Consider the following 22,081-nt stretch of genomic DNA (forward strand, 5'->3'; position numbering starts at 1 on the left):
CGGTATCGCCTGCACGCTGATCTGCTACCGCAGACTCGCCAAATGAGATGACCTCTAAGAGGCCGAATCGGTGGAAGGGGCGGTATGGCGGTGGTTCGCGAAGCAGGCAACCAAGACGAGCTGTGGAAATGGATCAAGAGCGGTCGCCGCACAGGCAGACGTAGGAGCCGCCACGGGCAACCCCACGGGGTGCGGCTCGCGTTCTACGGCCGCACCTCCACGACGCGTTTCCAGGACCAGCAGTCCTCATGCGGTTGGCAACGCGAGGCAGCAGAGACCGTGATCGCCGACCGCGGTGCGATCGTGGCCGAGTTCTTCGACGGAGGGTGTTCGCGTCAGGTGCCGTGGGATCAACGTCCCGAAGCGGCGGCGCTGCTTCGGATGGCCACCAGCAGTGAGCGCCCGTTCGACGCGATCGTGGTGGGCGAATACGAGCGTGCGTTCGTGGGCGACCAGTTCGAACGGATCGCGACGGAACTCGGGCACTGCGGGGTGCAGGTGTGGTTACCCGAAGCCGCAGGGCCGGTCGACTTGAGCGATCCGATGCATCGGGCGCTCATGACGGTGCTGGGAGCCCAGTCTCAGCGTGAGGTGCTCCGCAGTCGGCACCGGGTGCTGGCCGCCATGCGGGCCCAAACATGTGAGCAGGGGCGCTACCTGGGAGGGCGCCCACCCTACGGGTACCGGCTCGTGGATGCCGGCCCGCACCCCAACGGTGCCCATGCCGCATGGGGGCGCCGTCTGCAACGCTTGGTCCCCGACCCGGGAACCGCCCCGCAGGTGCGGTGGATCTTCGCCGAACGGTTAGCTGGGCGGAGCATGGCCGGCATCGCTCGACGGCTCAACGAGAGGGGTGTGGCGTGCCCGTCGAGCGCGGACCGACAGCGCAACCCACACCGGTCGGCGCAAGCGTGGACGGTACAGACCGTGGCCGCGATTCTGAACAACCCCCGCTACACCGGCCGCCAGGTCTGGCAGCGCAGCTCGGGCGCTCGCTCCGCCCGCATCTCCGGTTCGGAAAGTTCGACCAGGGACGGGCCGGGGGAGGATTGGGCAGTTTCGAAGGAGGCCGCGCATCCGGAGCTGGTCAGTGAAGCGGACTTCGTCGCGGTCCAAGCGGTACGTGCGAGCCGTCCGACCAAGGACGGGCGGGTTCGCGAGTACCTGTGCGCTGGGCTGTTGGTATGCCGGATGTGCGGACGGCGGATGGATGCGCACTGGGTCAATGACCGGCCGGGCTATCGGTGCCGCCACGGCCACAACAGTTCCCGGCCGCGCGGATCGGCTCGGGAGAAGAGTCTCTATGTCCGTGAGGACCGGGCGATGGCCACGCTTGCCGCATGGTTTCCCGACAGCGGTCCGCTCGACACCCTCCGGCGTTTACGCAGGGACGATCTCGTGGTCCTGTGCGACTCAGGGGAGTGGGAGCTCGCCCGAGCTGAAGACACCGAAGGCCCGACCCAGAGCGACGTCATCGAGTCACCTGGATCGGGCCCGTACCCCTTCATGGGGTAATTCCGTGTCCGAGGGGGGACTTGAACCCCCATGCCCTTAACGGGCACTAGCACCTCAAGCTAGCGCGTCTACCTATTCCGCCACCCGGACCTGGGTGATGCCGGGGCTCTCGCTCCGTGCACTTCAACCATAGCAAAGTTGAGAGGGTGCCCGAACCATGTTTTCCGCCGAGGGCACTCCGTGGCTAGTGTTCGGGTGAAAGCAGGGCACAAGGTGCGGATGGACGGGAGTGCACAGATGGCTGAACCCGACACAGACCTGAGCGCGGCGGAAGCCGAGGTCACAGACCTTTGCAGGGAGCTCATCCAGATCGACACCTCCAACTACGGCGACCATTCGGGTCCGGGTGAACGCAAGGCCGCGGAGTACGTCGCGGGCCGGCTCGACGAGGTCGGTGTGGAGTCGCAGATCTACGAGAGCCACCCGGGGCGCAGCAACCTCGTGGCACGCATCGCGGGCGAGGACTCCAGCCGCCCGCCGTTGTTGATCCAGGGCCACCTCGACGTGGTCCCGGCGGCCGCCGAGGACTGGACGCACCACCCCTTCGCGGGCGAGATCGCCGACGGATGCGTGTGGGGCCGTGGCGCGGTCGACATGAAGAACATGAACGCGATGGTCCTGGCGATGATGCGCCAGCGCCTGCGCGAGGGACGCCGTCCGCCGCGCGACGTCGTGCTCGCGTTCGTGGCCGACGAGGAGGCCGGCGGTACGTGGGGCGCCCAGTACCTGGTCAACGAACACCCGGAGCTGTTCGCCGACTGCGACTCGGCCATCAGCGAGGTCGGCGGTTTCTCGGTCACGATGGAGGAGAACCGCCGCCTGTACCTGGTGGAGACCGCCGAGAAGGGCATCGCGTGGATGAAGCTCACCGCGCGCGGCACGGCGGGCCACGGCTCGATGACCAACCGGGACAACGCGGTGACCGAGCTGGCCGCTGCGGTCGCGCGTCTGGGCGAGTACGAGTTCCCGGTGTACCTGACGCCGACGGTGCGCACGTTCCTGGAGGAGGTGTGCGAGGAGTTCGGCATCCCCTTCGACGAGCGCGACGTCGAGGGCACGGTGGCGCGCTTGGGCCCGATCGCGAAGATGATCGGTGCGACCCTGCGCAACACGGTCAACCCGACGGTGCTGGGCGGCGGTTACAAGGCCAACGTCATCCCGGGTGAGGCGACCGCGCAGGTGGACGGCCGGTTCCTGCCGGGCACCGAGGAGCAGTACTTCGCCAAGATCGACGAGCTGCTCGGCCCGAAGGTGAGCCGCGAGTTCATCCAGCACCTGCCGTCGGTGGAGACCTCCTTCGACGGCGGCCTGGTCAACGCGATGTCGGAATCGTTGCTGGCGGAGGACCCGGGTGCCAAGGCCGTGCCCTACTGCCTGTCGGGCGGTACCGACTCCAAGAGCTTCCAGCGCCTGGGGATCCGCAACTACGGCTTCTCCCCGTTGAAGCTCCCCCCGGAGCTCGACTTCGCCGGAATGTTCCACGGGGTGGACGAACGGGTGCCCGTGGACGGCCTCCAGTTCGGTGTGCGGGTACTCGACCGATTCGTCAGCATGAGCTGATCTGTCCGTCTCGGGAGAACTTGTCCCGGGACGCCCTCCGGCCGGGCCGAAATCTTCTCGGTCCGGCCTGGCGGACCGGTGTTCAGTCACGGAACGTGATGCTATGGTTGCGTCGAGTTCAAGGGGTTGGAGTCCCTCGGCGCCACCGGTCTCAGGTGTGCGCGGACGGCCCGGCCCCGCCGCGCGGCCGTGGTGATGCCGACGCGCGGGACCGTCCAGCAGCGAGGAAAGGGGCATCGATGGTGCTCGTGGGTCGGGGGTGGCCGGTTCTGACCGGACGCGCTGACCACGGCTCCAACGCCCTGGTCCGTCTGCTGCTCCTGTCCGGCATCGTCGCCGTCGCGTGGCTGGCCGGGGGGTTCGGTGTCGCCCACAGTGACACCGCCCCCGAGTCCGAGGGGCTCGTGGACAACGTCCGGGAGCTCGGGGAGAACACCGAGCAGGCCGGCCAGGCGGCCGGCGACGAGGTCCGGGACTCCCGGCTCTCCGACACCGCCGCCCGTGCTACCGAAACCACCGGTCGGGTCACCGGGGAGACCGCCTCCCGTGCCGTCTCCCTGCCCGCGGACACTCTGGAGGGCACCGGCGCCGCCGAGTCCCTCGAGGGTGCTGCGGACGTGACCGGTTCCCTTGGCGAGTCCGGTGTCTCCGGAGCCCTCGAAGGGGCCGGCGAACAGCCCGGCCGGGTGGTCGACGAGACCTCCAGGGCCGTCGGCGACACCGCCCGCGGTGCGGGCGAGCTGGTCACCGGCCTGGCCCGTACCGGCGAGGACGTCGTGGAGTCCACCGACGGCTCCCTGCGCGGCGGGACCACTCTGGTCGACAGTGTCACCGAGGGGCTGACCGAGTCGGCCCGCTCCGTCGGTGTGCCCGTCGACGGCACCGCCGCAGACGAGACACGCGAGACCGACGACGGCGAACTCTCCACGGAGCCCGAAGGGGACGGGCGCGGCGACGGCCGGGAGGAAGAGACCTCCGCGTCTGCGGACGCCGCACAGGCCCTCGCCCAGACGGAGGACCCCGCGTGGCGGGCAGCGGCCGAGGAGGCCGCCCACCACGTGTCCTCCGATGATGGGGCGGAGCGTATCCACCTCATCGCCGGTGGCGGCCAGTACTCGGTGGGAACGGACGCCACGGGCGCTTCCTCGCCGACCTTCCCCGCACCCGGTGCTGCCGGGTTCCTCACCGCCCGGGCCGGTCACACGGCTCCCCGGGCCCAGCGGGTCGTTCTGCCCGGGGACCCCACTGTGGTGGTCCGCGACGCTGCCGACGACCCGTCGTACACCCCTGACTAGCCGCGATCTTCCACGACCGCGGCCGGTCCGCGCGCTTGCGCGCAGTCGCCCCGCCCTTTCCGGCGGGTAGCGCCTCGACCCCGGCCCCAGCGCCCGGGTCATGCCTGTCCGCGGTCGACACGAGTGGCTCCAGTCAACTCTTCTCTCGCCGACCCAAGGACATGCGATGACCAATGAAACCCACGCCCGGATCGCCGCCCTGGTGGCTGCCGGCTTCCTGATGACCTCCGGGGGCGCCGCCTTCGCCGATACCGCCACCAGCGGGAACGGATCGATCGGTGGCGGCAACCAGCTGGGCGCCGACGTCGACGCGCCGATCAACCTCTGCGGCAATGCCATCGGCCTGCTCGGTGTGGCCGGCGCCCAGTGCACCGACTCCGGGGCCTCCGTCGAGGAGCCGAAGGTCCCCGAGCACCCGGATGAGCCCGAGGAGCCGAAGGACCCCGAGGAGCCCGGAAACCCGGGTGAGCCGAAGGACCCCGAGGAGCCCGGGGGCCCGGGTGAGCCCGAGCACCCGGATGAGCCGGGGTCGCAGACGCCCGACGACCAGGGTGAGGAGCCGGGCCACGTCCCCGACGAGATCTCCGCGCCGAGTGAGTCCTCCCCGGTGGAGGAGGACCTGGCAGTGACCGGAACCGAGCGCGGCCCCCTGGTCGGCCTGATCGCCGCCGCCGTGGGTGCGCTGGCCGTCGGCGCCGGCCTGCTCTTCGGTCTGCGCCGTCGCGCGGGAGCCTGATCGGCCCTCCCGGGCCGCCGACGGGCGGTCCGGGGGTTGACGCGAGTCCCGCAGCACGGGCCGGAGGCCATGTTTGCGGGGTTCACGTCAGCCACCGTCCCGACCAGGGGCGGGGTTGATCGGACAGGGCGTGCGCACCCGGTCCCACATCCAGTGGACACCGGTGGCGGCGCGTCCCACGACCCGGCAGACACGCACCGTCCAGGTGCGCGGCCGACCGGATGTTCCCCGGTCGGACCGGGGGCGCCGTCCCCAACCAGGGGAGAGGCGGCCCGGGTCCGGCGGCACAACCTTCTCAGTCATCAGACGGACGTTTCCGAAATCTGGAAAGGACGTTCCACATGCGTCAGTGGGCCAGTACATCCGCCAAGTCGCTGCTCCTCGCGGCGGGCTTCGTCGCCCTGGGCAGCGGGGTCGCCTTCGCCGACAGCGGCGCTGCCACCTCCGGCAACGGGTCGGCGATCGGCGGGAACCAGATCGTGGCCAACGCCGACGTTCCGGTGAACATCGCCGGCAACGCGGTCAGTGCCCTGGGCGTCTCCGGGGCCAACGCCACGGAGACCGAGGCCGAGGTCGAGGACCACGGTGACAACGACGTGCGCTCCTCCGGCAACGGTTCGCTGCTGGGCGGGAACCAGGCCGTGATCGACGGTGACGTTCCGGTGAACATCGACGGCAACGCGGTCGGCGTGCTGGGCGTTGCGGGGGCCAACGCCACGGACGCCGAGGCCGAGGTCGAGCACCAGTCCGCGCCGAGCGAGGTCACGGCCACCGACGTGCTCGGCGAGGCCGCAGAGAACGCACAGCTCCTGCCGGCCGCGGACACCTCCGGGGTGGACGCCGGCGTGCTGCGCCAGTCGGCCCCCGGGGGACACGGCCACGACTCCGTCGCCACCTCCGGCAACGGTTCGCTGCTGGGCGGGAACCAGGCCGTGATCGACGGTGACGTTCCGGTGAACATCGCCGGCAACGCGGTCGGCGTGCTGGGCGTTGCGGGGGCCAACGCCACGGACGCCGAGGCCGAGGTCGAGCACCACCACCAGGACGTGCGCTCCTCCGGCAACGGTTCGCTGCTGGGCGGCAACCAGCTGGTGGGCGACCTGGACGTCCCGGTCAACGTCACCGGTAACGGGATCGGCGTGCTGGGCGTTGCGGGGGCCAACGCCACGGACGCCGAGGCCGAGGTCGAGCACCAGAGCGCGTCCGAGCAGCAGACGGCGCTGGAGAGCCTGCCGGTCGTCGAGCAGTTGCCTGAGGTCCCGGTCTCCGAGCAGCTGCCCGTGGCGTACGACCTGCAGGAGACCGAGGCCCAGAGCGCGGAGGAGGCTCCGGCCGAGAACGTCGTCGCGCAGGAGGCTCCGGTGGACCCGGCCCCCGAGGCGCCGGCCGAGGAGTCCCCGGCCCCGGCGGCCCCTGCGGAAGAGGCCCCCTCCGACGACTCCACGGGGCTGCTGCCCGAGGCATCCGAGGGCGGCCTGGGCAGCCCCGTCGACGACGTGCTGGGCGCTGTGGGCCTGGGTCTGTGAGGGACGGAGCCACACACGCCCCACCGGGTCCGTGAACGTGGCAGGTCCCGACGTGCAGGTCGGGACCGGGAGCACGAAGGTGTCCCGCCTCCGTTCGGTCAACGGAGGTCGCGGTGGACCGCGGGACACCTGAGGCATCCACCACAGGAGCGGACCTGACGAGGGTGGTCGCCTCCGCCCCCTGATCGCAGACGTCGCGGTGGACAGCAGGGGAGCGGGGTGGCCTCCGCTCGAGAACACCATGCAGGGCGAGTCGAGCCCTCTCGGAATATCCGGGAGGGCTCGCCGCATTGCGGACGGAGGAACGGCGAGGAAGAGCAAGTGTGGCGGAAGTCACCTCTTGACGGCGTTCTGGGTGCTCGACAGTGGCGGTGGAAGGGTTCCGGGCCCCGTCGCCGTTGTCCCTGTTCAGGGTTACGGGCCGGTACCGGTGCATCGAACGCTTATTCTGCGGATGCCGGTGGGGCGCGGGCCGACCGTGGCGACACGTCGTCCGTGCGTACGGGACACGACCCGGTGTCCCACCGACGGGGGAGGGCCCGGTATTCGGTTACTGTCGGTCTCCACAGGACACCGATGGACCACAGCCGAACAGATCAGGTAAGGCTAGACGTAGGGGAACAGCGTGCCAGCCACGAAGGGTAGCGCCGGCAAGAACGGCTCCAAGGACAACGCAAGGCAGGGCGAGGGAACCGCTCTTGTCATCGTCGAGTCCCCCGCCAAGGCGAAGACCATCGCCGGCTATCTGGGTCGCGGCTACGTCGTGGAGTCCAGCATCGGCCACATCCGGGACATGCCGACCAAGGCCGCCGAGATCCCGGCCAAGTACAAGGGGCAGGCCTGGGCGCGCCTGGGTGTCGACGTCGACGGCGACTTCGAGCCGCTCTACGTCGTCAACACCGACAAGAAGGCACACGTCAAGAAGCTCAAGGAGCTCATGGCCGAGGCCGACGAGCTCCTGCTCGCAACGGATGAGGACCGCGAGGGCGAGGCCATCGCGTGGCACCTGCTCCAGGAACTCAAGCCCAAGATCCCCGTCCGGCGCATGGTCTTCAACGAGATCACCAAGGACGCGATCCGCCGCGCCGCCGACAACACCCGCGACCTCAACACCCGCCTGGTCACCGCTCAGGAGACCCGCCGCATCCTCGACCGCCTCTACGGCTACGAGGTCTCGCCGGTGCTGTGGAAAAAGGTCATGCCGAAGCTCTCGGCGGGCAGGGTGCAGTCCGTGGCCACCCGCCTGGTGGTCGAGCGCGAGCGTGAGCGCATCGCCTTCACCCCCGCCGAGTACTGGGATCTCAAGGCGGTCTTCGACGCCTCCGGTTCCGGTGCCCCCGACGGGGCCGGAACCTTCCCGGCCGGTCTGATGTCGGTGGACGGGCGCCGTGTGGCCGTGGGGCGCGACTTCACTTCCCGAGGCACGCTGCGTTCCGACCGCGACGTGCACCACATGGACGAGCAGACCGCCCGTGAACTGGCCGGGCGCCTCGACGGGGCCGCGTTCGCGGTCAGCTCGGTCGAGCGCAAGCCCTACCGGCGCTCGCCCTACGCGCCGTTCCGCACCACGACGATGCAGCAGGAGGCCTCCCGCAAGCTCGGGCTCTCCTCCAAGCAGGCGATGCAGGTCGCCCAGCGCCTTTACGAGAACGGTTACATCACCTACATGCGTACCGACAGTACGACGCTGTCGGACAGTGCGGTCAGTGCCTCCCGTGACCAGGTGCGGCGCCTCTACGGCGGCGACTACCTGCCGGACAAGCCGCGCGTCTACGCCAAGAAGGTCAAGAACGCCCAAGAGGCGCACGAGGCGATCCGCCCGGCCGGTGACACCTTCCGCACCCCGGCCGAGACCGGACTGAACGGCCCCGAGTTCCGCCTCTACGAGCTCATCTGGAAGCGCACCGTCGCCTCCCAGATGAAGGACGCCGCCGGCGAGTCCGTCACCGTCCGGATCGAGGGCACCTCCAGCGCCGACGAGGTCGCCGAGTTCACCGCGACCGGCAAGGTCATCACCTTCCACGGGTTCCTCAAGGCCTACGTCGAGGGCTCCGACGACCCGGCCGCCGACCTCGACGACCGCGAGCGTCGCCTGCCCTCGATGGAGGAGGGGGCCCCGCTCAAGGCCGAGAACCTGGAGGCGGAGGGCCACGCCACCCGGCCGCCGGCGCGTTACACCGAGGCGACCCTGGTCAAGGAACTGGAGGAGCGGGAGATCGGCCGTCCCTCCACCTACGCCTCGATCATCGGCACGATCCTCGACCGCGGGTACGTGTTCAAGAAGGGCACGGCCCTGGTGCCCTCCTTCTTGGCCTTCGCCGTGGTGCAGCTGTTGGAACGCCATTTCGGCAACCTGGTCGACTACGAGTTCACCGCCCGTCTGGAGGACGTGCTCGACGACATCGCCAGGGGCGAGGCGGAGAGCCTTCCGTGGCTGCGCCGCTTCTACTTCGGCGGCCAGACCTCCGGGGGTGAGTCCGAGGTCGGGCTCAAGGAGCTCGTCGGCGACCAGCTCTCGGACATCGACCCCAAGGAGATCAGCTCCCTGCCGGTGCCGGGCACCGACATCCTGCTGCGGGTCGGGCGGTACGGCCCCTACCTGGACCGGGACGGCGAGCGCGTCAACGTGCCCGAGGACCTCGCCCCGGACGAACTCACCAAGGACAAGGCCGAGGAGCTGTTCGCCCAGCCCAGCGGCGACCGCGAGCTCGGTACAGACCCCGAGACCGGGCGCACCATCGTGGCCAAGACCGGCCGGTTCGGCCCCTACATCACCGAGGTCCTGGAGGAGCCGGCCGAGGGCGGGACCAAGCCCAAGGGCAAGGCCAAGGTCAAGCCGCGCACCAGCTCCCTGTTCAAGAGCATGGACCTGGACACCGTGACCCTGGAGGACGCGCTGCGCCTGTTGTCGCTGCCCCGGGTCGTGGGCGAGGTCGACGGTGAAGAGGTCACCGCGCAGAACGGACGCTTCGGTCCCTACCTGAAGAAGGGCACCGACAGCCGTTCCCTGGAGACCGAGGAGCAGATCTTCTCGATCACCCCGGAGCAGGCCAAGGAGCTCTTCGACAAACCCAAGCAGCGTGGCCGCCGTGCCGCCGTCCCGCCGTTGCGTGAGCTCGGCCAGGATCCGGCCAGCGGTGCGAAGATGGTCATCAAGGACGGCCGGTTCGGCCCCTACGTCACCGACGGGGAGGTCAACGCCTCCCTGCGCAAGGGCGACGAGGTCGACTCCCTGGGCGACCTGCGCGCCGCCGAGCTGCTCGCAGAGCGCCGCGCCAAGGCCCCGGCCAAGAAGAAGGCTCCGGCCAAGAAGAGCACCACGACCAAGAGCACGGCAGCGAAGGGCACCGCCGCCAAGAAGACGACCACCAAGAAGTCGACGGCCAAGAAGGCGCCCGCGAAGAAGACCGGGGAGCCCAGGAGCTCCTCGCAGAAGACCGACGAGAGCTGACCCGCCGCCCTCCGGCACAGCGCACGGAACGGCCTGTCCGATCTCGGGCGGGCCGTTCCGCCTCCGAGATCCCCTCGTGACGATCAGGAACTGTGCCCGGATTGCCGCGCCGTACTAGTCTGTGTGAGGCGGACGGGGCCGTTGAAACGTAGACGAACCCCGTCAACATCCACCGAAATTCTTCGCGCGGGTCGATCGTCCCGCCGTCCCCTCTCCCCTCATCGACAATCGTGAGCGCTATGAGCAGATCTGCACCCTTGGGAGCGCCGTCCGAGGCGCGCAACGTCCTGGCGATCACATCCTTCAGAAGGTTGTGGATCTCGCTTTCCTTGTCCAGCCTGGGTGACTGGCTGAGCCTGCTGGCGCTGATGTCGCTCGCGGTGGTCTTCACCGCCGACGCCGCGCCCCTGGCCGGCCACCTGGCCGTGGCCGCGGTCGCGGCGATCAAGCTCGCACCGTCCGTCCTGTTCAGCCCGCTGGTGGGTGCGCTGGCCGACAGACTCGACCGCCGCTGGACCATGGTCGGCGCCGACGTCGTGCGCGGGCTGTTCTACGTGTCCATCCCGGTCGTGGGGCTGCTCTGGTCCGGTTTCGCACTGCAGTGGCTGTTCATCGCGAGCCTGCTCGCCGAGGTCGTCGCCCTGCTGTGGACCCCTGCCAAGGACGCCACCGTCCCCAGTCTCGTGCCGCGCCGCCAGCTCGCCGAGGCCAACCGCCTCACACTGCTGGCCTCCTACATCACCGCGCCCCTGGCCGCGCTGCTCTTCGCCGCCCTGGCCTCGTTCAACAACGTCCTCGGCGCGTTCGTGCCCTCGCTGGCCAACCCCGAGGCCGACATCGCGCTGTACCTCAACGGCCTCACGTTCTTCACCGCGGCGATCGTCGTGGGGACCCTGCCGATCCCCAAACACAACCCCGGTGTCTCGGCGGCGAGCCCCACCCGCGACGGCGCCGTCCTGCGCTCGGTCGTGAGCGGCCCCCGCCACACCGGCGGAACGGCCCTGGGCCGCGGGCTCGTCATCGGCCTGCTGACCGCGGTGGCCGCAGGTGCGTCCGTCGTCGGTGTGGGCCGCGCGCACGTGGAGGCGCTGGGGGCCGGTAACGGCGGTTTCGGTGTGCTCTTCGCCGCGGTCTTCGGCGGTGCCGCGCTGGGTATGGTCGCGGGTCCGCGCCTGCTCAAGAAGTTCAGCCGGCGGCGCCTGTTCGGTCTCGTGCTCCTCCTCGCATCGATCGCGCTGCTCTTCACCGGTCCGGTCTGGGACATGGTGCTCTCGGCCGTGCTCGTGCTGGTCCTCGGGTTCGCTTCCGGTGTGGCAGCCGGTACCGGTCTGCGCCTGCTCGACGTCGCCGCGTCCGCCACCGCCGGCACCGTCTCGGAGGAGTCGGCCCACCGTGAGCGTGCGTTCTCCTTCGTGCACGGGGCCGCCCGCCTGACCTTCGTGGCCGTGGCCGTACTCACCCCCGTGGTCGCCGGACTGGCCGGTGACCACACCCTGCCTCTCGGCGGCGAGCTCGAGTACCAGCTCTGGGGCACGGGCATCGTGCTCATGGCGGTCGGCCTGGTCGCGGTCGTGCTCAGCGCCGTCGCCCACCACCTGGTCAACCGGGAGGACCCCGAGGCCGGCCCCGGTCTGCTGCCGGAGCTCTTCGCCGCGCTGCGCGGGGTCGACCCCAACGCAGGGGAAGGCGACGGGGAGGTGCGCACCCCCGGCGCGTTCGTGGTCATCGAGGGCGGTGAGGGGGCCGGGAAGTCCACCCAGGTCCGCGATCTCACCGTGTGGCTGCGGGAGCAGGGGTTCGAGGTCGTCGGTACCCGCCAGCCCGGCGCCACCAAGCTCGGCATGCGCCTGCGCGGCATCCTGCTGGACCGGGAGAACTCCCACATCACCCCGCGGGCCGAGGCGATGCTCTATGCCGCCGACAAGGCCGACCACGTGGAGCAGGAGATCCTGCCCGCGCTCCGTCGCGGCGCCGTCGTCATCAGCGACCGCTACATCGACTCCACGCTCGCCTACCAGGGGGCCGGGCGCGAGTTGGAGACCGAGGAGCTGCGCGAGATCAACCGCTGGGCCACACAGAACCTCGTCCCCGACCTCACGGTGCTGCTGGACGTGCGCCCGGAGGACGGCCTCGGCCGCCTGGGCGGCCCCGCCGACCGCATCGAGTCGGAGTCGACGAACTTCCACGAGCGGGTGCGGCGCGAGTTCCGGTCCCTGGCCGAAGCCGAGCCCGACCGCTACCTGGTCGTGGACGCGAGCGAGCCGTTGGAGAAGGTCACCCGCCGGATCCAGAAGCGGGTGCGCAGCCTGCTGCCCGACCCGGTACCGAGCAGCTCCGAAGCGGTGACCGGCATGATCCCGATCGTCAATGACGAGGACTGAGTACCTCGGGCAGGAGGAGGCCCCGGCGCATGCCGGGGCCTCCTCCTGTTCGTGCGGCGGGCTCAGGGCAGTGGCGTGGTGCGATCGGCGACGGCCTCGACAGTGGTGGTGCCGTCGCCGTCGACCGTGGTGCCCGGGAGGGGCGAGCGGGAGGCGGTGCGGCTGAGGGCCTCACCCCCGTCCCGGCTTTGGCCGCACTCACGTGAAGACGTACCGGGTCTGGCTGAAGCCCGGGGCCTTGCCGAACGCCAGCGCGCGCTCGGCCTCCACCCGCAGGACCAGCACCCGCGCGGCCCGGATCCCCTCGCAGAGACCGAACCAGGTCCCCTCGGACGAGGTCACCTCCTCCCCGTACTTGTCCTCGTAGGCCCGGGCCACCCGGTCCAGGTCGCCGGATTCCTCCAGCGGTACGGCGCGGCCCTCCACCACGACCTCCGGCGGGCCGTACAACCGGTCCGTGCCCGCGCTGAACAGACAGTGGGGATCGCTCGCGAGGTTGAGGGCCTTGCGCTCGTGTTCCCCGGTGCAGAAGTGCGCGGCCCCGTCGACCCACACACCCAGGAGCGGTGCCATGTGCGGACGACCGTCCGGACGCACGGTCGTCACCCGGCACAGCGGGGCCTCGGTCACCACCGCACGCGCTCGGTCCCAGGGCACGGGACCGGCGCCGGGGGTGCTGAACTCCGGGCACAGCGCCGTCTCAGGGAAGTCGGAGTGCGTGGTCATGGTGTGCTCCTCACGAGGTGCGTTCACCCGTACCTACCCGCCCCCGGACTCATCGGCACGTGCCCGGACGGGATCCCGCGGGGCGGGTCCGAACGTCGTCGGGCGCTCCTATCCTGGGGACGGACCTGCAGGACCGAGTTTCCCCGGGGGTACGCGTGACGGTCTTCGACGACCTCGTCGGCCAGCGGACGGCCGTCGCCCAGCTCCGCCGAGCCGTCGCCGGGGCCGATGACCTCGTCTCCGGTGGCAGCGGCACCGGGATGACCCATGCATGGCTCTTCACCGGCCCGCCGGGGTCGGGCCGGGAGGAGGCCGCCCGCGCCTTCGCCGCCGCGTTGCAATGCACCGAGGGCGGCTGCGGGCACTGCGACTCCTGCCACCAGACGCTCGCCGGCACCCACCCCGACGTGCTCTACGTGCGTCCGAGCGGCCTCAGCTTCGGGGTGGCCGCCACCCGGGACCTCGTCCTGCGCGCGAGCTCCAAACCGGCCGGGGGCCGGTTCCGCATCGTGCTCTTCGAGGACGCCGACCGTGCTACCGAGGCCGCCTCCAACGCCCTGCTCAAGGCTGTGGAGGAGCCCTCCCCGCGCACCGTGTGGCTGTTGTGCACTCCCACCCCCGAGGACCTGCTCGTCACCATCCGTTCGCGCTGCCGCCTGGCCACCCTCACCAGCCCCGTCACCACCGAACTCGTCGCCGCGCTCACCGACCGCGACGGCATCGACCGTTCCACCGCCGAACAGGCGGCCCGTGCGTCGGCCGGACGCATCGACCGTGCCCGCCAACTGGCGACCGACCCCGAGGCCCGCAGCCGCCGCGAGGAGGTGTTGTCCATCCCCATGCGCCTGGACGGCCTCGGTGCGTGCGTGGCGGCGGCCTCACGCCTCTACGAGATCGCCGAGCAGGAAGCCAAGGCGCTCACCGGTGAGCTCGACGAGAAGGAACGTGAGGAGCTCAAGGCCGCCTTCGGCGAGGGCTCCAAGGGCAAGGGCGTGGCCAAGGCCGTCCGTGGCGCCTCCGGGGCCCTCAAGGAACTGGAGGAACGCCAGAAGCGCCGCGCCACCCGCATCAAACGCGACTCCTACGACCGTGCGCTCCTCGACCTGGCCGCCTTCTACCGTGACGTGCTCACCCTCCAGCTCGGTGCGCAGGTCGAACGCTCCACCGAGGAGCGCTCCGGCGATCTGCGGCGCATGGCCGGGTCCGGGTCCCCCGAGAGCACTCTGCGCCGCCTCGACGCGATCATGGAGTGCCGTGGACGCATCGCCGCAAACGTCCACCCGCAGATCGCGATGGAGGCGATGACCTCGGCCCTCCTGGTCGGCTGACGCCGCGGTCCTGCTGTCGGGCAGAATGGGCGGGCGCCGGGGACACGCCGGTGCTGCGGCCACGACGGGAGGGTGACGGGTGAGCACGAGGGCGAGGAAAGCGGTGGCCGGGCTGGTCGCCGTGGCGGTTCTGGCCGTCTCCGGCTGCACGGGTCAGGAGGCCGAAGGGCCCGTGCAGGAGGAACCGGCCCCTTCCGAAGCAGCGCCCGAGGCGTTCACCGACCAGGGTCTGGACTGGAGCGCTTGTGAGGAGGGCACCTCCGGTACCGAGTGCGCCACGTTCGAGGTCCCCCTGGACTACGGGGAGCCCGGGGGCGAACGCATCGAGATCGCCGTCAAACGCTTCCCCTCCGAGTCCGGTGACCCCGTGGGGTCGCTCGTGGTCAACCCCGGCGGGCCGGGCGGCTCGGGCTTCGACTTCGCCGACGCCGCTCCCTTCATCACCAGTGGCGAGGTGCGCAGCAACTTCGACGTGGTCGGGTTCGACCCGCGCGGAGTCGGCCGCAGCACACCGTTGACCTGTATGGGGACGGAGGAGATCGACGAGTACCTCGGTGCTGGGTACGACACCGAGGACGGTACCGGTGACGCGGCGGACCTCACCGAGGAGGGTGTGGCCGAGCTGGAGGAGAACAGCCGCGACTTCGTGGCCGCCTGCCAGGAGCAGGCCCCCGAGCTCATGATGCACGTGGGTACCGAGAACGTGGCCCGCGACATGGACGTGCTCCGGGTGCTGCTCGGCGACGACCGGCTCACCTACATGGGTGCGTCCTACGGCACGCACATCGGTGCCCAGTACGCCGAGCAGTTCCCCGACCGGGTGCGCGCGCTCGTCCTGGACGGCGCGGTCGATCCCAGCCAGACACCGCTGGAGGCCGGCGTGGCGCAGGCGACCGGGTTCGAGACCGCGCTGCGCGCCTTCGTCGAGGACTGCCTGGGCCGGGAGGACTGCCCCCTCGGCGGGCCGGGCGACGAGGTCGAGGACGGTGTGCAGGCCCTGGCCGGCTTTCTCGAGGACACCGCCCGCCGGCCCCTGGACCACGCCGGCGACGACCGTGAGGTCAACCGTGCCCGGGCCGAGCTCGGTATGGCGGCCGCCCTCTACAGCGAGGACCTGTGGGAACGGGTGCGTGCGGGCATCACCGCCGGTATGGAGGAGGGCGACGGCACGGTCCTGATGCAGCTGGCCGACGACCTGTACAGCCGTGGTGACCCGGCGGCCTACGAGAACTCCACTGCGATGCTCTCCGCGGTGAACTGCTCCGACGCCCCCGGTCCGCGCGACGTGGACGCCTACGAGGAGGCCGCGCAAGCCGCAGGTGAGCAGTCGCCGCTCTTCGGCCCCGGGCTCGCCTGGGGAGCCCTCACCTGTGCGTTCTGGCCGGAGGAGGCCGTGTCCGAGGGCGGGGAGCTCACCGCCGAGGGTGCCGATCCGATCATGGTGCTGGGCACCACACGCGACTCCGCTACCCCCTACGCCTGGTCGGAGGCGCTGGCCGAGCAGCTCGACCCCGGCTTCCTGCTCACCCGGGACGGGGACGGTCACACCGGCTACCGCATGGGTGACCCCTGCATCGACGGGATCGTCGACGACTATCTGATCGATCTCACCGTGCCCGAGGACGGTATGGTCTGTGCCTGACCGCACCGGAACGTGTGTACCCGGCACTCCGGGAAGGCGTTAGACTGGTTCCTGCCTCGCCGCACGCGATGTGTGGCGCGGTGCCGCCTTAGCTCAGTCGGCAGAGCGATTCACTCGTAATGAATAGGTCATCGGTTCGATTCCGATAGGCGGCTCCGATCCCTGAAGGCCCGTCCGGCCCGCCCGGACGGGCCTTCGTCGTTCCGGTAGGAGAACAGACTCACCCGCGGTGGCGCCGGTTCGCGTACGACTGTGCAGTCCTTGCCCCACCCCCGCAGCGGGCTGAACGGGGTCCGCTGCGAAGAGCGCTCTCAGCGCCGCCCGCTCCTCGGCGCGCGGTCCGTGGCCGCAGTGGGGGGGTCCCCGGTGCGGGGCGTGGGCGGGCAGATCCGGGGAGGCGGGCGGACGGTGCCCGAGAGGTGGGGCGGGTGGAGGAGCTGCAGACGCTGAGGCCCCAGGACCTGGCCTGGCGAGAGTTTTGTCAACTTTGCGTGTCCTTTTCATGACACTGTGTAGGATCGCGCCATGAGCCTGATGTTCATGATGGTCGTGTTGCTCGGGGCGATCGCGGTCCTGGGCGGTGGATCCTATGCCCTGCGCATGGTCGTGGCGCGGGTGGAGCAGGGACGCCGGTCGCCCGGGGGCGGTCGGCGTCCCACCGCGGCCCCCGAGGGACAGGTGGGCGGGTACGTCCCGGCGGCGCCCTCGGAGGAGCGGCTGCCGGCGTCCGTGCGCCACCGCGCGCTGGCCCTGGTCGCCGACGGGCGTCGCGAGGAGGCCGTGCGCATGGTCGCCGACCGCTTGCGTGCCGACCACGCGCGGGCCCGTCGGATCGTGGCCGACCTGGGCGACCCCGACGTGGCCGGCGACCCCGCGGCCGAATGACGTGGGCGGTCAGTCCTTCCGCGACCTGGTGAACCATCCCCAGGCGGCGGTCGCCACGAACAGCACGGCGGCGATCGCCGTCAGCCAGAACAGTCCGCGCAGGACCGCACCGAGGATCCCCAGGACGATCCAGATTGCGAGTAGTACGAGGACGATACGGAGCACGGTCTTCCTTCGTGGGTCGTCGGGCCCCGACAGTACGGGCTTCCCGGTGTGCCGTTCGGATGTGCAGGGCGCTCCCCGGGCAACAGGGGCGTGGTTGAGAACGATAGCTGTGCTGGTGGTTCTCCTGGGATGCGAGGGGCGTGTGGAACGTGTGTGCGGTGCCCCTTTTGCGGGGAAGAGGGGAACATGAGTCTGCAAGAGGCATCACGTCAGTTGGAAGCTGCGATCCACGACGCCAGGGTTTCCTTCGACTGCATCCTGCTGGACGAGGTCGACCGGGCGCACACGAACGCGATCACCGCGCGGGCCGCGATCGACGCAGCTGAGCACGCCCTCAACGTGGAGCTGGAGAGGCGGGCCGCCGAGAAGGGGTCCGAGGACGGGCCCGGGGGCAGGTCCGAGAGCGGCTCGGAGAGCTGACCGAACACGAGTCGAACATATTTACGAAGAACCGGGTATGCTGAGCGCATGTCCGATCAGTCTCTGACGCCGGACTGGCCGGCGAGCGTGCACCCACCCGGGGCGGACTCCTTCGAACAGACGGCCCTGGTGTGGCTGTTCGACCACGTGCCCGCCGATTACCGCCTGCACGGGGTCCTGCGCCGACACCCCGTCGCCTTGTCCCGCTTGGCCCGCCAGTACGTGTCCGCAGCGTTGGAGGCCGCCCGGGAGGGATACCGGACCGCGCGCGTGGACCTGCGCGAGCACCTGCCGCCGCACGCGCTCGACCAGGTGATGAACGCCTACTTGAACGAGGGGCAGAGAACGGCGGCGCTGCTGCGTTCGATCGAGACGGTCGACACGGCCCTGCGCGAGGCCGCTGCCGGACGGGCCGATGACACGTGAGGCACCGCGCTCAGGCCGTCACCCTGAGCACGACGGCCACCTCGTCGCCGGTGTTGACCAGGAACTGTTGGCCGCGCCGACCGCCGCCGACCGGGGCCCCCACGACGCGGGTACGGCCCGGCGCCAGCTCGGCGGCCGACCGCATCCACCCGTCCGGGCCGGAGTCGATCAGGTGGGCACGCCCTCCCACCAGGTGCAGTACTTCCAGAGAGCCGGATCGGCCGCCCCGCACCTGTGTCCCGGCCACAAAGCTGTTCGGTTCCAGGGCCACCACGCTCACCCGCATCCCACCGCCCGCGTGGAGGCGGGCGTGACGGGGCGCGGGCTGCCAGCGGCCCCGGCGCTCCGGCCACCGGGAAGGCGCGGCCAGGACAGCGGCGGCGTCCCGTGCGGCCGAGCACAGGCGGCCCAGGGTCGGGGCGCGTCGCTCGCGCAGATGGGCATAGCCGGACCGGGAACCGGCGTCGACGACGTCGCCGACCCCTTCCAGGGAGATCCGGGCGGCGGTCCCGGAAGGGGCGGTGGGCGAGATCCGACGGGACATCGGGGCACTATCCTTCACGTGTGCGCGCCCGGCTCCATGGCGGGCGCGTGGGTCGTCCGAGGGCACCGGGGAGCAGTGGGCGCCGAGGGGCGCCGCGAACACAGGTCTCCCGCGGTCACAAGAGCTGATCACCGTCGTCGCAGGAGTGCGGTCGGACGGTGCGAGACACCGGGCCGGTCAGTGAGGACGGCCGTCGCGGTGGCTCAGGGACGACAACACGGACACGCCGCACCGGCCAGGCGGCAGGGGGCCCAGGGGGCCGTGCGAGCCGGGGTGGAGGTGCGGGTGCGCGGATCCATGGTTGCAAGGACACCAGCATCCACAGGGGTAGTCAAGCCGGTCCGGGTAAAGCGTGAGCCCGGCGCCGACGCCGGGCGTGTTGCGGCCGGAGCCCCGTGGTGGTGACATGTGCACCCCGGTGGAAGGCCCGTTCGCCGACCCGGGGTATCCCCCGCGGTAGTGAAACAGGAGTGGCCGCCATGGCATCCCTCAGAAGGCCCGCTTGATTTCCCGGGAACCGGGACTGTGGGCGCGCCTGCTCGTGCGTGGGCTCGTCATCGCGGCCGCCGGGATCATGACACTGGGTTTCCTCGGGGCGGGCGCGGCGGTTCTGGTGGTGGTCCTGGCCGCCTCCACGTACGTGCTCCTCTGGCTGCGCTCCCGCTTCGCGTGGGGCGGGCGGCCGTGGCCTCCTGCGCAGGAACGCGACGACGCCGGCGGAGAGGGGAGCGACCCGACCGACTTTCGGTGAATGAAGGGGGAGGGCGGTGTGCGCGGCGTAGATTCTTGGTCTATGACCGACCGGGACCTGCTCCTGACCCTGAGCTCCAGCGGTACCCCGCCCCAGGTGGCCTACGCCGAACTCCTGGACAACTACGGCGACGAGCTCTACCGGTGTTGCATCCTCGCCCTGGCCGACCGCGACGCCGCGCACGTGGTGCTCAGGGACGTGCTCATCGCGTCCTGCGCACACATCGACAAGGTGAAGCATCCCGACCGCCTCCGGGACTGGTTGCACGCGATGGCGAAGGCGGAGTGCGAGCGCCACCGGGCGGCGACGGGGGCGTTGCCGCCGTCGGGGCTGCCGGGCAGTACCGAGATGGTGCGCTGTCGCGTACTCAAAGGGACCGCGGGCCCGGAACTGGACGGCTACCGCGCGCACGTGGCCGCACGTGCGGACGACTTCCGCAGGGACGGTTTCCCGCGCCGTGCGGGTGAGCCGGCACCGCTGCGGGGCCTGCTCCCGCTGGTGCCGGTGGGCCTTGCGCTGCTGGGCGCCCTGTTGCTGCTGACCCTGGCGGGGGTCGTGCTCTCCGACGAGACCGCGTTCGGGCCGCTCCCGGGCACCGCCACGCCGCGGAGTCAGCGCTGACGGGGCCCGGGTGGAGGCCGGTTACTCGGCGGAGGGCGTGGTGGTGATGTGCGAGGGGTCGCCGTGGGTGCCGTGCTCCTCGGCGCGCTTGATCGAGGCGAGGATCTCCTGCTCTGCCTCGTGGCGGCCCGCCCAGGACGAGCCCTCGGTGGACTTTCCGGGCTCGAGGTCCTTGTACACGCGGAAGAAGTGCTCGATCTCCAGGCGCTCGAACTCGTTCACGTGGTGGATGTCACGCAGGTGCTCCTGACGGGGGTCCGTCGCCGGGACGCACAGCAGCTTGTCGTCGCCGCCGGCCTCGTCGCGCATGCGGAACATGCCGATGGCGCGGGCGCGGATGAGGCAACCGGGGAACGTCGGGGCCTTGAGCAGGACCAGCGCGTCCAGGGGGTCACCGTCCTCACCGAGCGTTCCCTCGACGAATCCGTAGTCGGCGGGATAGGTGGTGGAGGTGAACAGCATGCGGTCGAGACGGATCCGACCGGTCTCGTGGTCCACCTCGTACTTGTTGCGCTCCCCCTTGGGGATCTCGATCGTAACGTCGAATTCCATGCTGATCTCGGCTCCCAATGCGACTAATGTCGCCTTATAACTACAATGTCAGGCCGCGACACCGAAGGAAGGGCAGGTGCCCCGGGTGCGACGGGTACGAGGCGAAGCGTTCGTCACGCTGGCCCTTCTCAACATATTCGTGCTGATCGCCGGTTTCGTCACCCTCGACATGATCGAGGCCAGACCACTCCCGGCATCACCCCACCCGGTCACCGACGCCGAGGGCGTGACATCGGTGGATCCCGCGGCTTCCACCCCGGCCGACCCGGCTCGGGTCGCGGACGCCCTCGATGATCCCATGTCGGCTTCCGGGCTCGGGGACGGCCTCTCCGGTTTCGTCGTGGACGGGCTCACCGGTGAGACGCTCTTCGAGCGCGACGCCGACACCGCGGCCGTCCCCGCTTCGACCACGAAGATCGCGACGGCCATCGCAGCGCTGTCCACCGCCGGCCCCGACCACAGATTGACCACCGAGGTGCACCTCGGCCCGGAGGAGAACCAAGTGGTCCTGCGGGGAGGGGGCGACGCGACACTGACCGAGACGTCCGACACCGCAGCATACCCGCAGGTAGCGACGTTGGAAGGGCTCGCGGAGAGCACCGCTGAGGCCCTCGGGGGCAAGGGCGTGGAGTCGGTCTCCCTGGGATACGACGACTCGCACTTCACCGGTTCCCGCACCGGCCCCGGATGGAAACCCACTTACATCACCGAGGGCAGCACCGCCGCCGCCCATGCCCTGCTCATGGACGGAGGCCGTGTCGAACCCGGTATGTCCACCCGTGAGGCGGATCCGCCGCGCGCGGCCGCCGACGCCTTCGCCGTCCAGCTGGAGGAGGCCGGGATCGAGGTCGAGGGCGAGCCTTCCGAGGAGAAGGCCTCCGGTGAGGTACTGGCCGAGGTCGGGTCCGCGCCCGTCTCCGGGCTCGTCGAGTTCATGATGCTGGCCAGCGACAACAACATGGCCGAGTCACTGGGGCGCCTGGCCGCCCTGGAAACGGGCGAGGAACCCGACTTCGCCGGTGCCGCGGCGGCCACCCACCAGGCCCTGGAGGGCCTCGGCGTCGAGGGCGTGGACCTGTCCGACAACAGCGGCCTGAGCCCGGAGAACCGCATCACGCCCCGCGCGCTCGTGGAGATGATCCAGCTCGCCGGCGACCCCGAACACCCGGAGTTGGACGCAGCTGTCACGGGCCTGCCCACCGCTCACGCCACCGGCACCCTGGCGGGGCGCTACTCCGAGTACTCCGCCTCCCACGGCGGGGCCGGGCTCGTCCGCGGCAAGACCGGGACCCTGGACGGCGTCAGTTCCCTGGCCGGGACCGTGCACGACCAGGAGGGCAACTTCTTCGTGTACGCCTTCGTCGCCAACGTCGACGGCGCCACCGGTCCGCAGCTGGACACCTTCGCCGCCGCACTCAGCGAGTGCGGGTGCTCCTGAGGCCCGGCCCGGGGAAGGCACACGCCCCGGGGGTGCCCCTCCTCCTCGGGCGGAACCCTTGAAGGACCCTGATTTCCTGCCCTGATGCCGGTGCCGCCGCCGGACCCGTGGGTAGGCTG

General features: G+C 70.6%; 19 protein-coding genes and 2 tRNA genes. 16 read left to right on the forward strand and 5 right to left on the reverse strand.

From position 1 onward, the window contains the following. Positions 1-84: 84 nt before the first annotated feature. Positions 85-1,515: a recombinase family protein gene (locus tag D456_RS23875; RefSeq protein WP_083904543.1), complete on the forward strand. Its 1,431-nt coding sequence runs from the start codon at positions 85-87 to the stop codon at positions 1,513-1,515. A 5-nt stretch (positions 1,516-1,520) separates the two neighbouring features. Here D456_RS23875 and D456_RS0108655 read toward each other — a convergent pair. After that, positions 1,521-1,605: transfer RNA gene (locus tag D456_RS0108655), tRNA-Leu, on the reverse strand. 147 nt (positions 1,606-1,752) lie between these two features. Here D456_RS0108655 and D456_RS0108660 point away from each other — a divergent pair. The 6 genes from D456_RS0108660 to tmk all read left to right on the forward strand — a co-directional run bounded on the left by D456_RS0108660 (position 1,753) and on the right by tmk (position 12,464). Then, the gene (locus D456_RS0108660; protein ID WP_026115699.1) at positions 1,753-3,075 is read left to right on the forward strand and encodes a M20/M25/M40 family metallo-hydrolase; all 1,323 of its coding nucleotides are present in this window, start codon (positions 1,753-1,755) and stop codon (positions 3,073-3,075) included. A 239-nt stretch (positions 3,076-3,314) separates the two neighbouring features. Beyond that, positions 3,315-4,370: a hypothetical protein gene (locus D456_RS0108665; protein ID WP_020480247.1), complete on the forward strand. Its 1,056-nt coding sequence runs from the start codon at positions 3,315-3,317 to the stop codon at positions 4,368-4,370. Between the two features lie 166 nt (positions 4,371-4,536). Further along, entirely contained in the window at positions 4,537-5,106 is a 570-nt protein-coding gene (locus tag D456_RS0108670) for a chaplin family protein (RefSeq protein ID WP_017575779.1), read from the forward strand. 341 nt (positions 5,107-5,447) lie between these two features. Beyond that, positions 5,448-6,632, forward strand: coding sequence for a hypothetical protein (locus tag D456_RS0108675; RefSeq protein ID WP_017575780.1), 1,185 nt, complete (start codon positions 5,448-5,450; stop codon positions 6,630-6,632). A gap of 625 nt (positions 6,633-7,257) precedes the next feature. Continuing rightward, positions 7,258-10,083 carry a type I DNA topoisomerase gene (topA, locus tag D456_RS0108680; RefSeq protein WP_017575781.1) on the forward strand — a complete coding sequence of 942 codons (2,826 nt, stop codon included), beginning with the start codon at positions 7,258-7,260 and terminating at the stop codon, positions 10,081-10,083. A 239-nt stretch (positions 10,084-10,322) separates the two neighbouring features. Beyond that, positions 10,323-12,464 carry a dTMP kinase gene (gene tmk, locus D456_RS0108685; protein WP_026115700.1) on the forward strand — a complete coding sequence of 714 codons (2,142 nt, stop codon included), beginning with the start codon at positions 10,323-10,325 and terminating at the stop codon, positions 12,462-12,464. Positions 12,465-12,662: 198 nt separating this feature from the next. Here tmk and D456_RS0108690 read toward each other — a convergent pair whose 3' ends face one another. Beyond that, the gene (locus D456_RS0108690; protein WP_017575783.1) at positions 12,663-13,190 is read right to left on the reverse strand and encodes a pyridoxamine 5'-phosphate oxidase family protein; all 528 of its coding nucleotides are present in this window, start codon (positions 13,188-13,190) and stop codon (positions 12,663-12,665) included. 155 nt (positions 13,191-13,345) lie between these two features. On the opposite strand from D456_RS0108690, the gene D456_RS0108695 reads away from it, so the two are divergent. From D456_RS0108695 to D456_RS0108710, 4 genes are all read left to right on the forward strand, one after another. Next, positions 13,346-14,518 (forward strand): DNA polymerase III subunit delta', encoded by a 1,173-nt coding sequence (locus D456_RS0108695; protein ID WP_017575784.1) that lies wholly within the window; start codon positions 13,346-13,348, stop codon positions 14,516-14,518. A gap of 103 nt (positions 14,519-14,621) precedes the next feature. Beyond that, entirely contained in the window at positions 14,622-16,160 is a 1,539-nt protein-coding gene (locus tag D456_RS0108700) for an alpha/beta hydrolase (protein ID WP_017575785.1), read from the forward strand. A gap of 82 nt (positions 16,161-16,242) precedes the next feature. Further along, positions 16,243-16,315 (forward strand) — tRNA-Thr (locus D456_RS0108705). A 370-nt stretch (positions 16,316-16,685) separates the two neighbouring features. Continuing rightward, a complete protein-coding gene (locus D456_RS0108710) occupies positions 16,686-17,045 on the forward strand; it encodes a hypothetical protein (RefSeq protein WP_017575786.1) in 360 nt (119 codons plus the stop codon). A gap of 9 nt (positions 17,046-17,054) precedes the next feature. Here the strand turns inward: D456_RS0108710 and D456_RS27065 are convergent, their stop codons facing one another. After that, a complete protein-coding gene (locus tag D456_RS27065; RefSeq protein ID WP_017575787.1) occupies positions 17,055-17,210 on the reverse strand; it encodes a DUF7554 family protein in 156 nt (51 codons plus the stop codon). 186 nt (positions 17,211-17,396) lie between these two features. Between D456_RS27065 and D456_RS0108720 the strand changes: the two genes are divergently transcribed. Further along, positions 17,397-17,630 carry a hypothetical protein gene (locus D456_RS0108720; protein ID WP_017575788.1) on the forward strand — a complete coding sequence of 78 codons (234 nt, stop codon included), beginning with the start codon at positions 17,397-17,399 and terminating at the stop codon, positions 17,628-17,630. 48 nt (positions 17,631-17,678) lie between these two features. Next, positions 17,679-18,056 (forward strand): hypothetical protein, encoded by a 378-nt coding sequence (locus tag D456_RS0108725; RefSeq protein ID WP_017575789.1) that lies wholly within the window; start codon positions 17,679-17,681, stop codon positions 18,054-18,056. A 10-nt stretch (positions 18,057-18,066) separates the two neighbouring features. On the opposite strand, the gene D456_RS0108730 is transcribed toward D456_RS0108725, so the two are convergent. Beyond that, complete coding sequence (locus tag D456_RS0108730) at positions 18,067-18,600, reverse strand: hypothetical protein (protein ID WP_017575790.1); 534 nt, start codon at positions 18,598-18,600, stop codon at positions 18,067-18,069. 502 nt (positions 18,601-19,102) lie between these two features. On the opposite strand from D456_RS0108730, the gene D456_RS0108735 reads away from it, so the two are divergent. Continuing rightward, positions 19,103-19,351, forward strand: coding sequence for a hypothetical protein (locus D456_RS0108735; RefSeq protein ID WP_017575791.1), 249 nt, complete (start codon positions 19,103-19,105; stop codon positions 19,349-19,351). A gap of 42 nt (positions 19,352-19,393) precedes the next feature. Beyond that, complete coding sequence (locus D456_RS0108740) at positions 19,394-19,972, forward strand: hypothetical protein (RefSeq protein WP_017575792.1); 579 nt, start codon at positions 19,394-19,396, stop codon at positions 19,970-19,972. A 21-nt stretch (positions 19,973-19,993) separates the two neighbouring features. On the opposite strand, the gene D456_RS0108745 is transcribed toward D456_RS0108740, so the two are convergent. Continuing rightward, a complete protein-coding gene (locus tag D456_RS0108745; RefSeq protein ID WP_017575793.1) occupies positions 19,994-20,524 on the reverse strand; it encodes an inorganic diphosphatase in 531 nt (176 codons plus the stop codon). 76 nt (positions 20,525-20,600) lie between these two features. Between D456_RS0108745 and dacB the strand changes: the two genes are divergently transcribed. Next, complete coding sequence (gene dacB / locus D456_RS0108750) at positions 20,601-21,962, forward strand: D-alanyl-D-alanine carboxypeptidase/D-alanyl-D-alanine endopeptidase (RefSeq protein ID WP_017575794.1); 1,362 nt, start codon at positions 20,601-20,603, stop codon at positions 21,960-21,962. Positions 21,963-22,081 lie beyond the last annotated feature (119 nt).

Origin of the sequence: Nocardiopsis kunsanensis DSM 44524 (assembly GCF_000340965.1) — a bacterium.
GTDB classification, from domain to species: domain Bacteria; phylum Actinomycetota; class Actinomycetes; order Streptosporangiales; family Streptosporangiaceae; genus Nocardiopsis; species Nocardiopsis kunsanensis.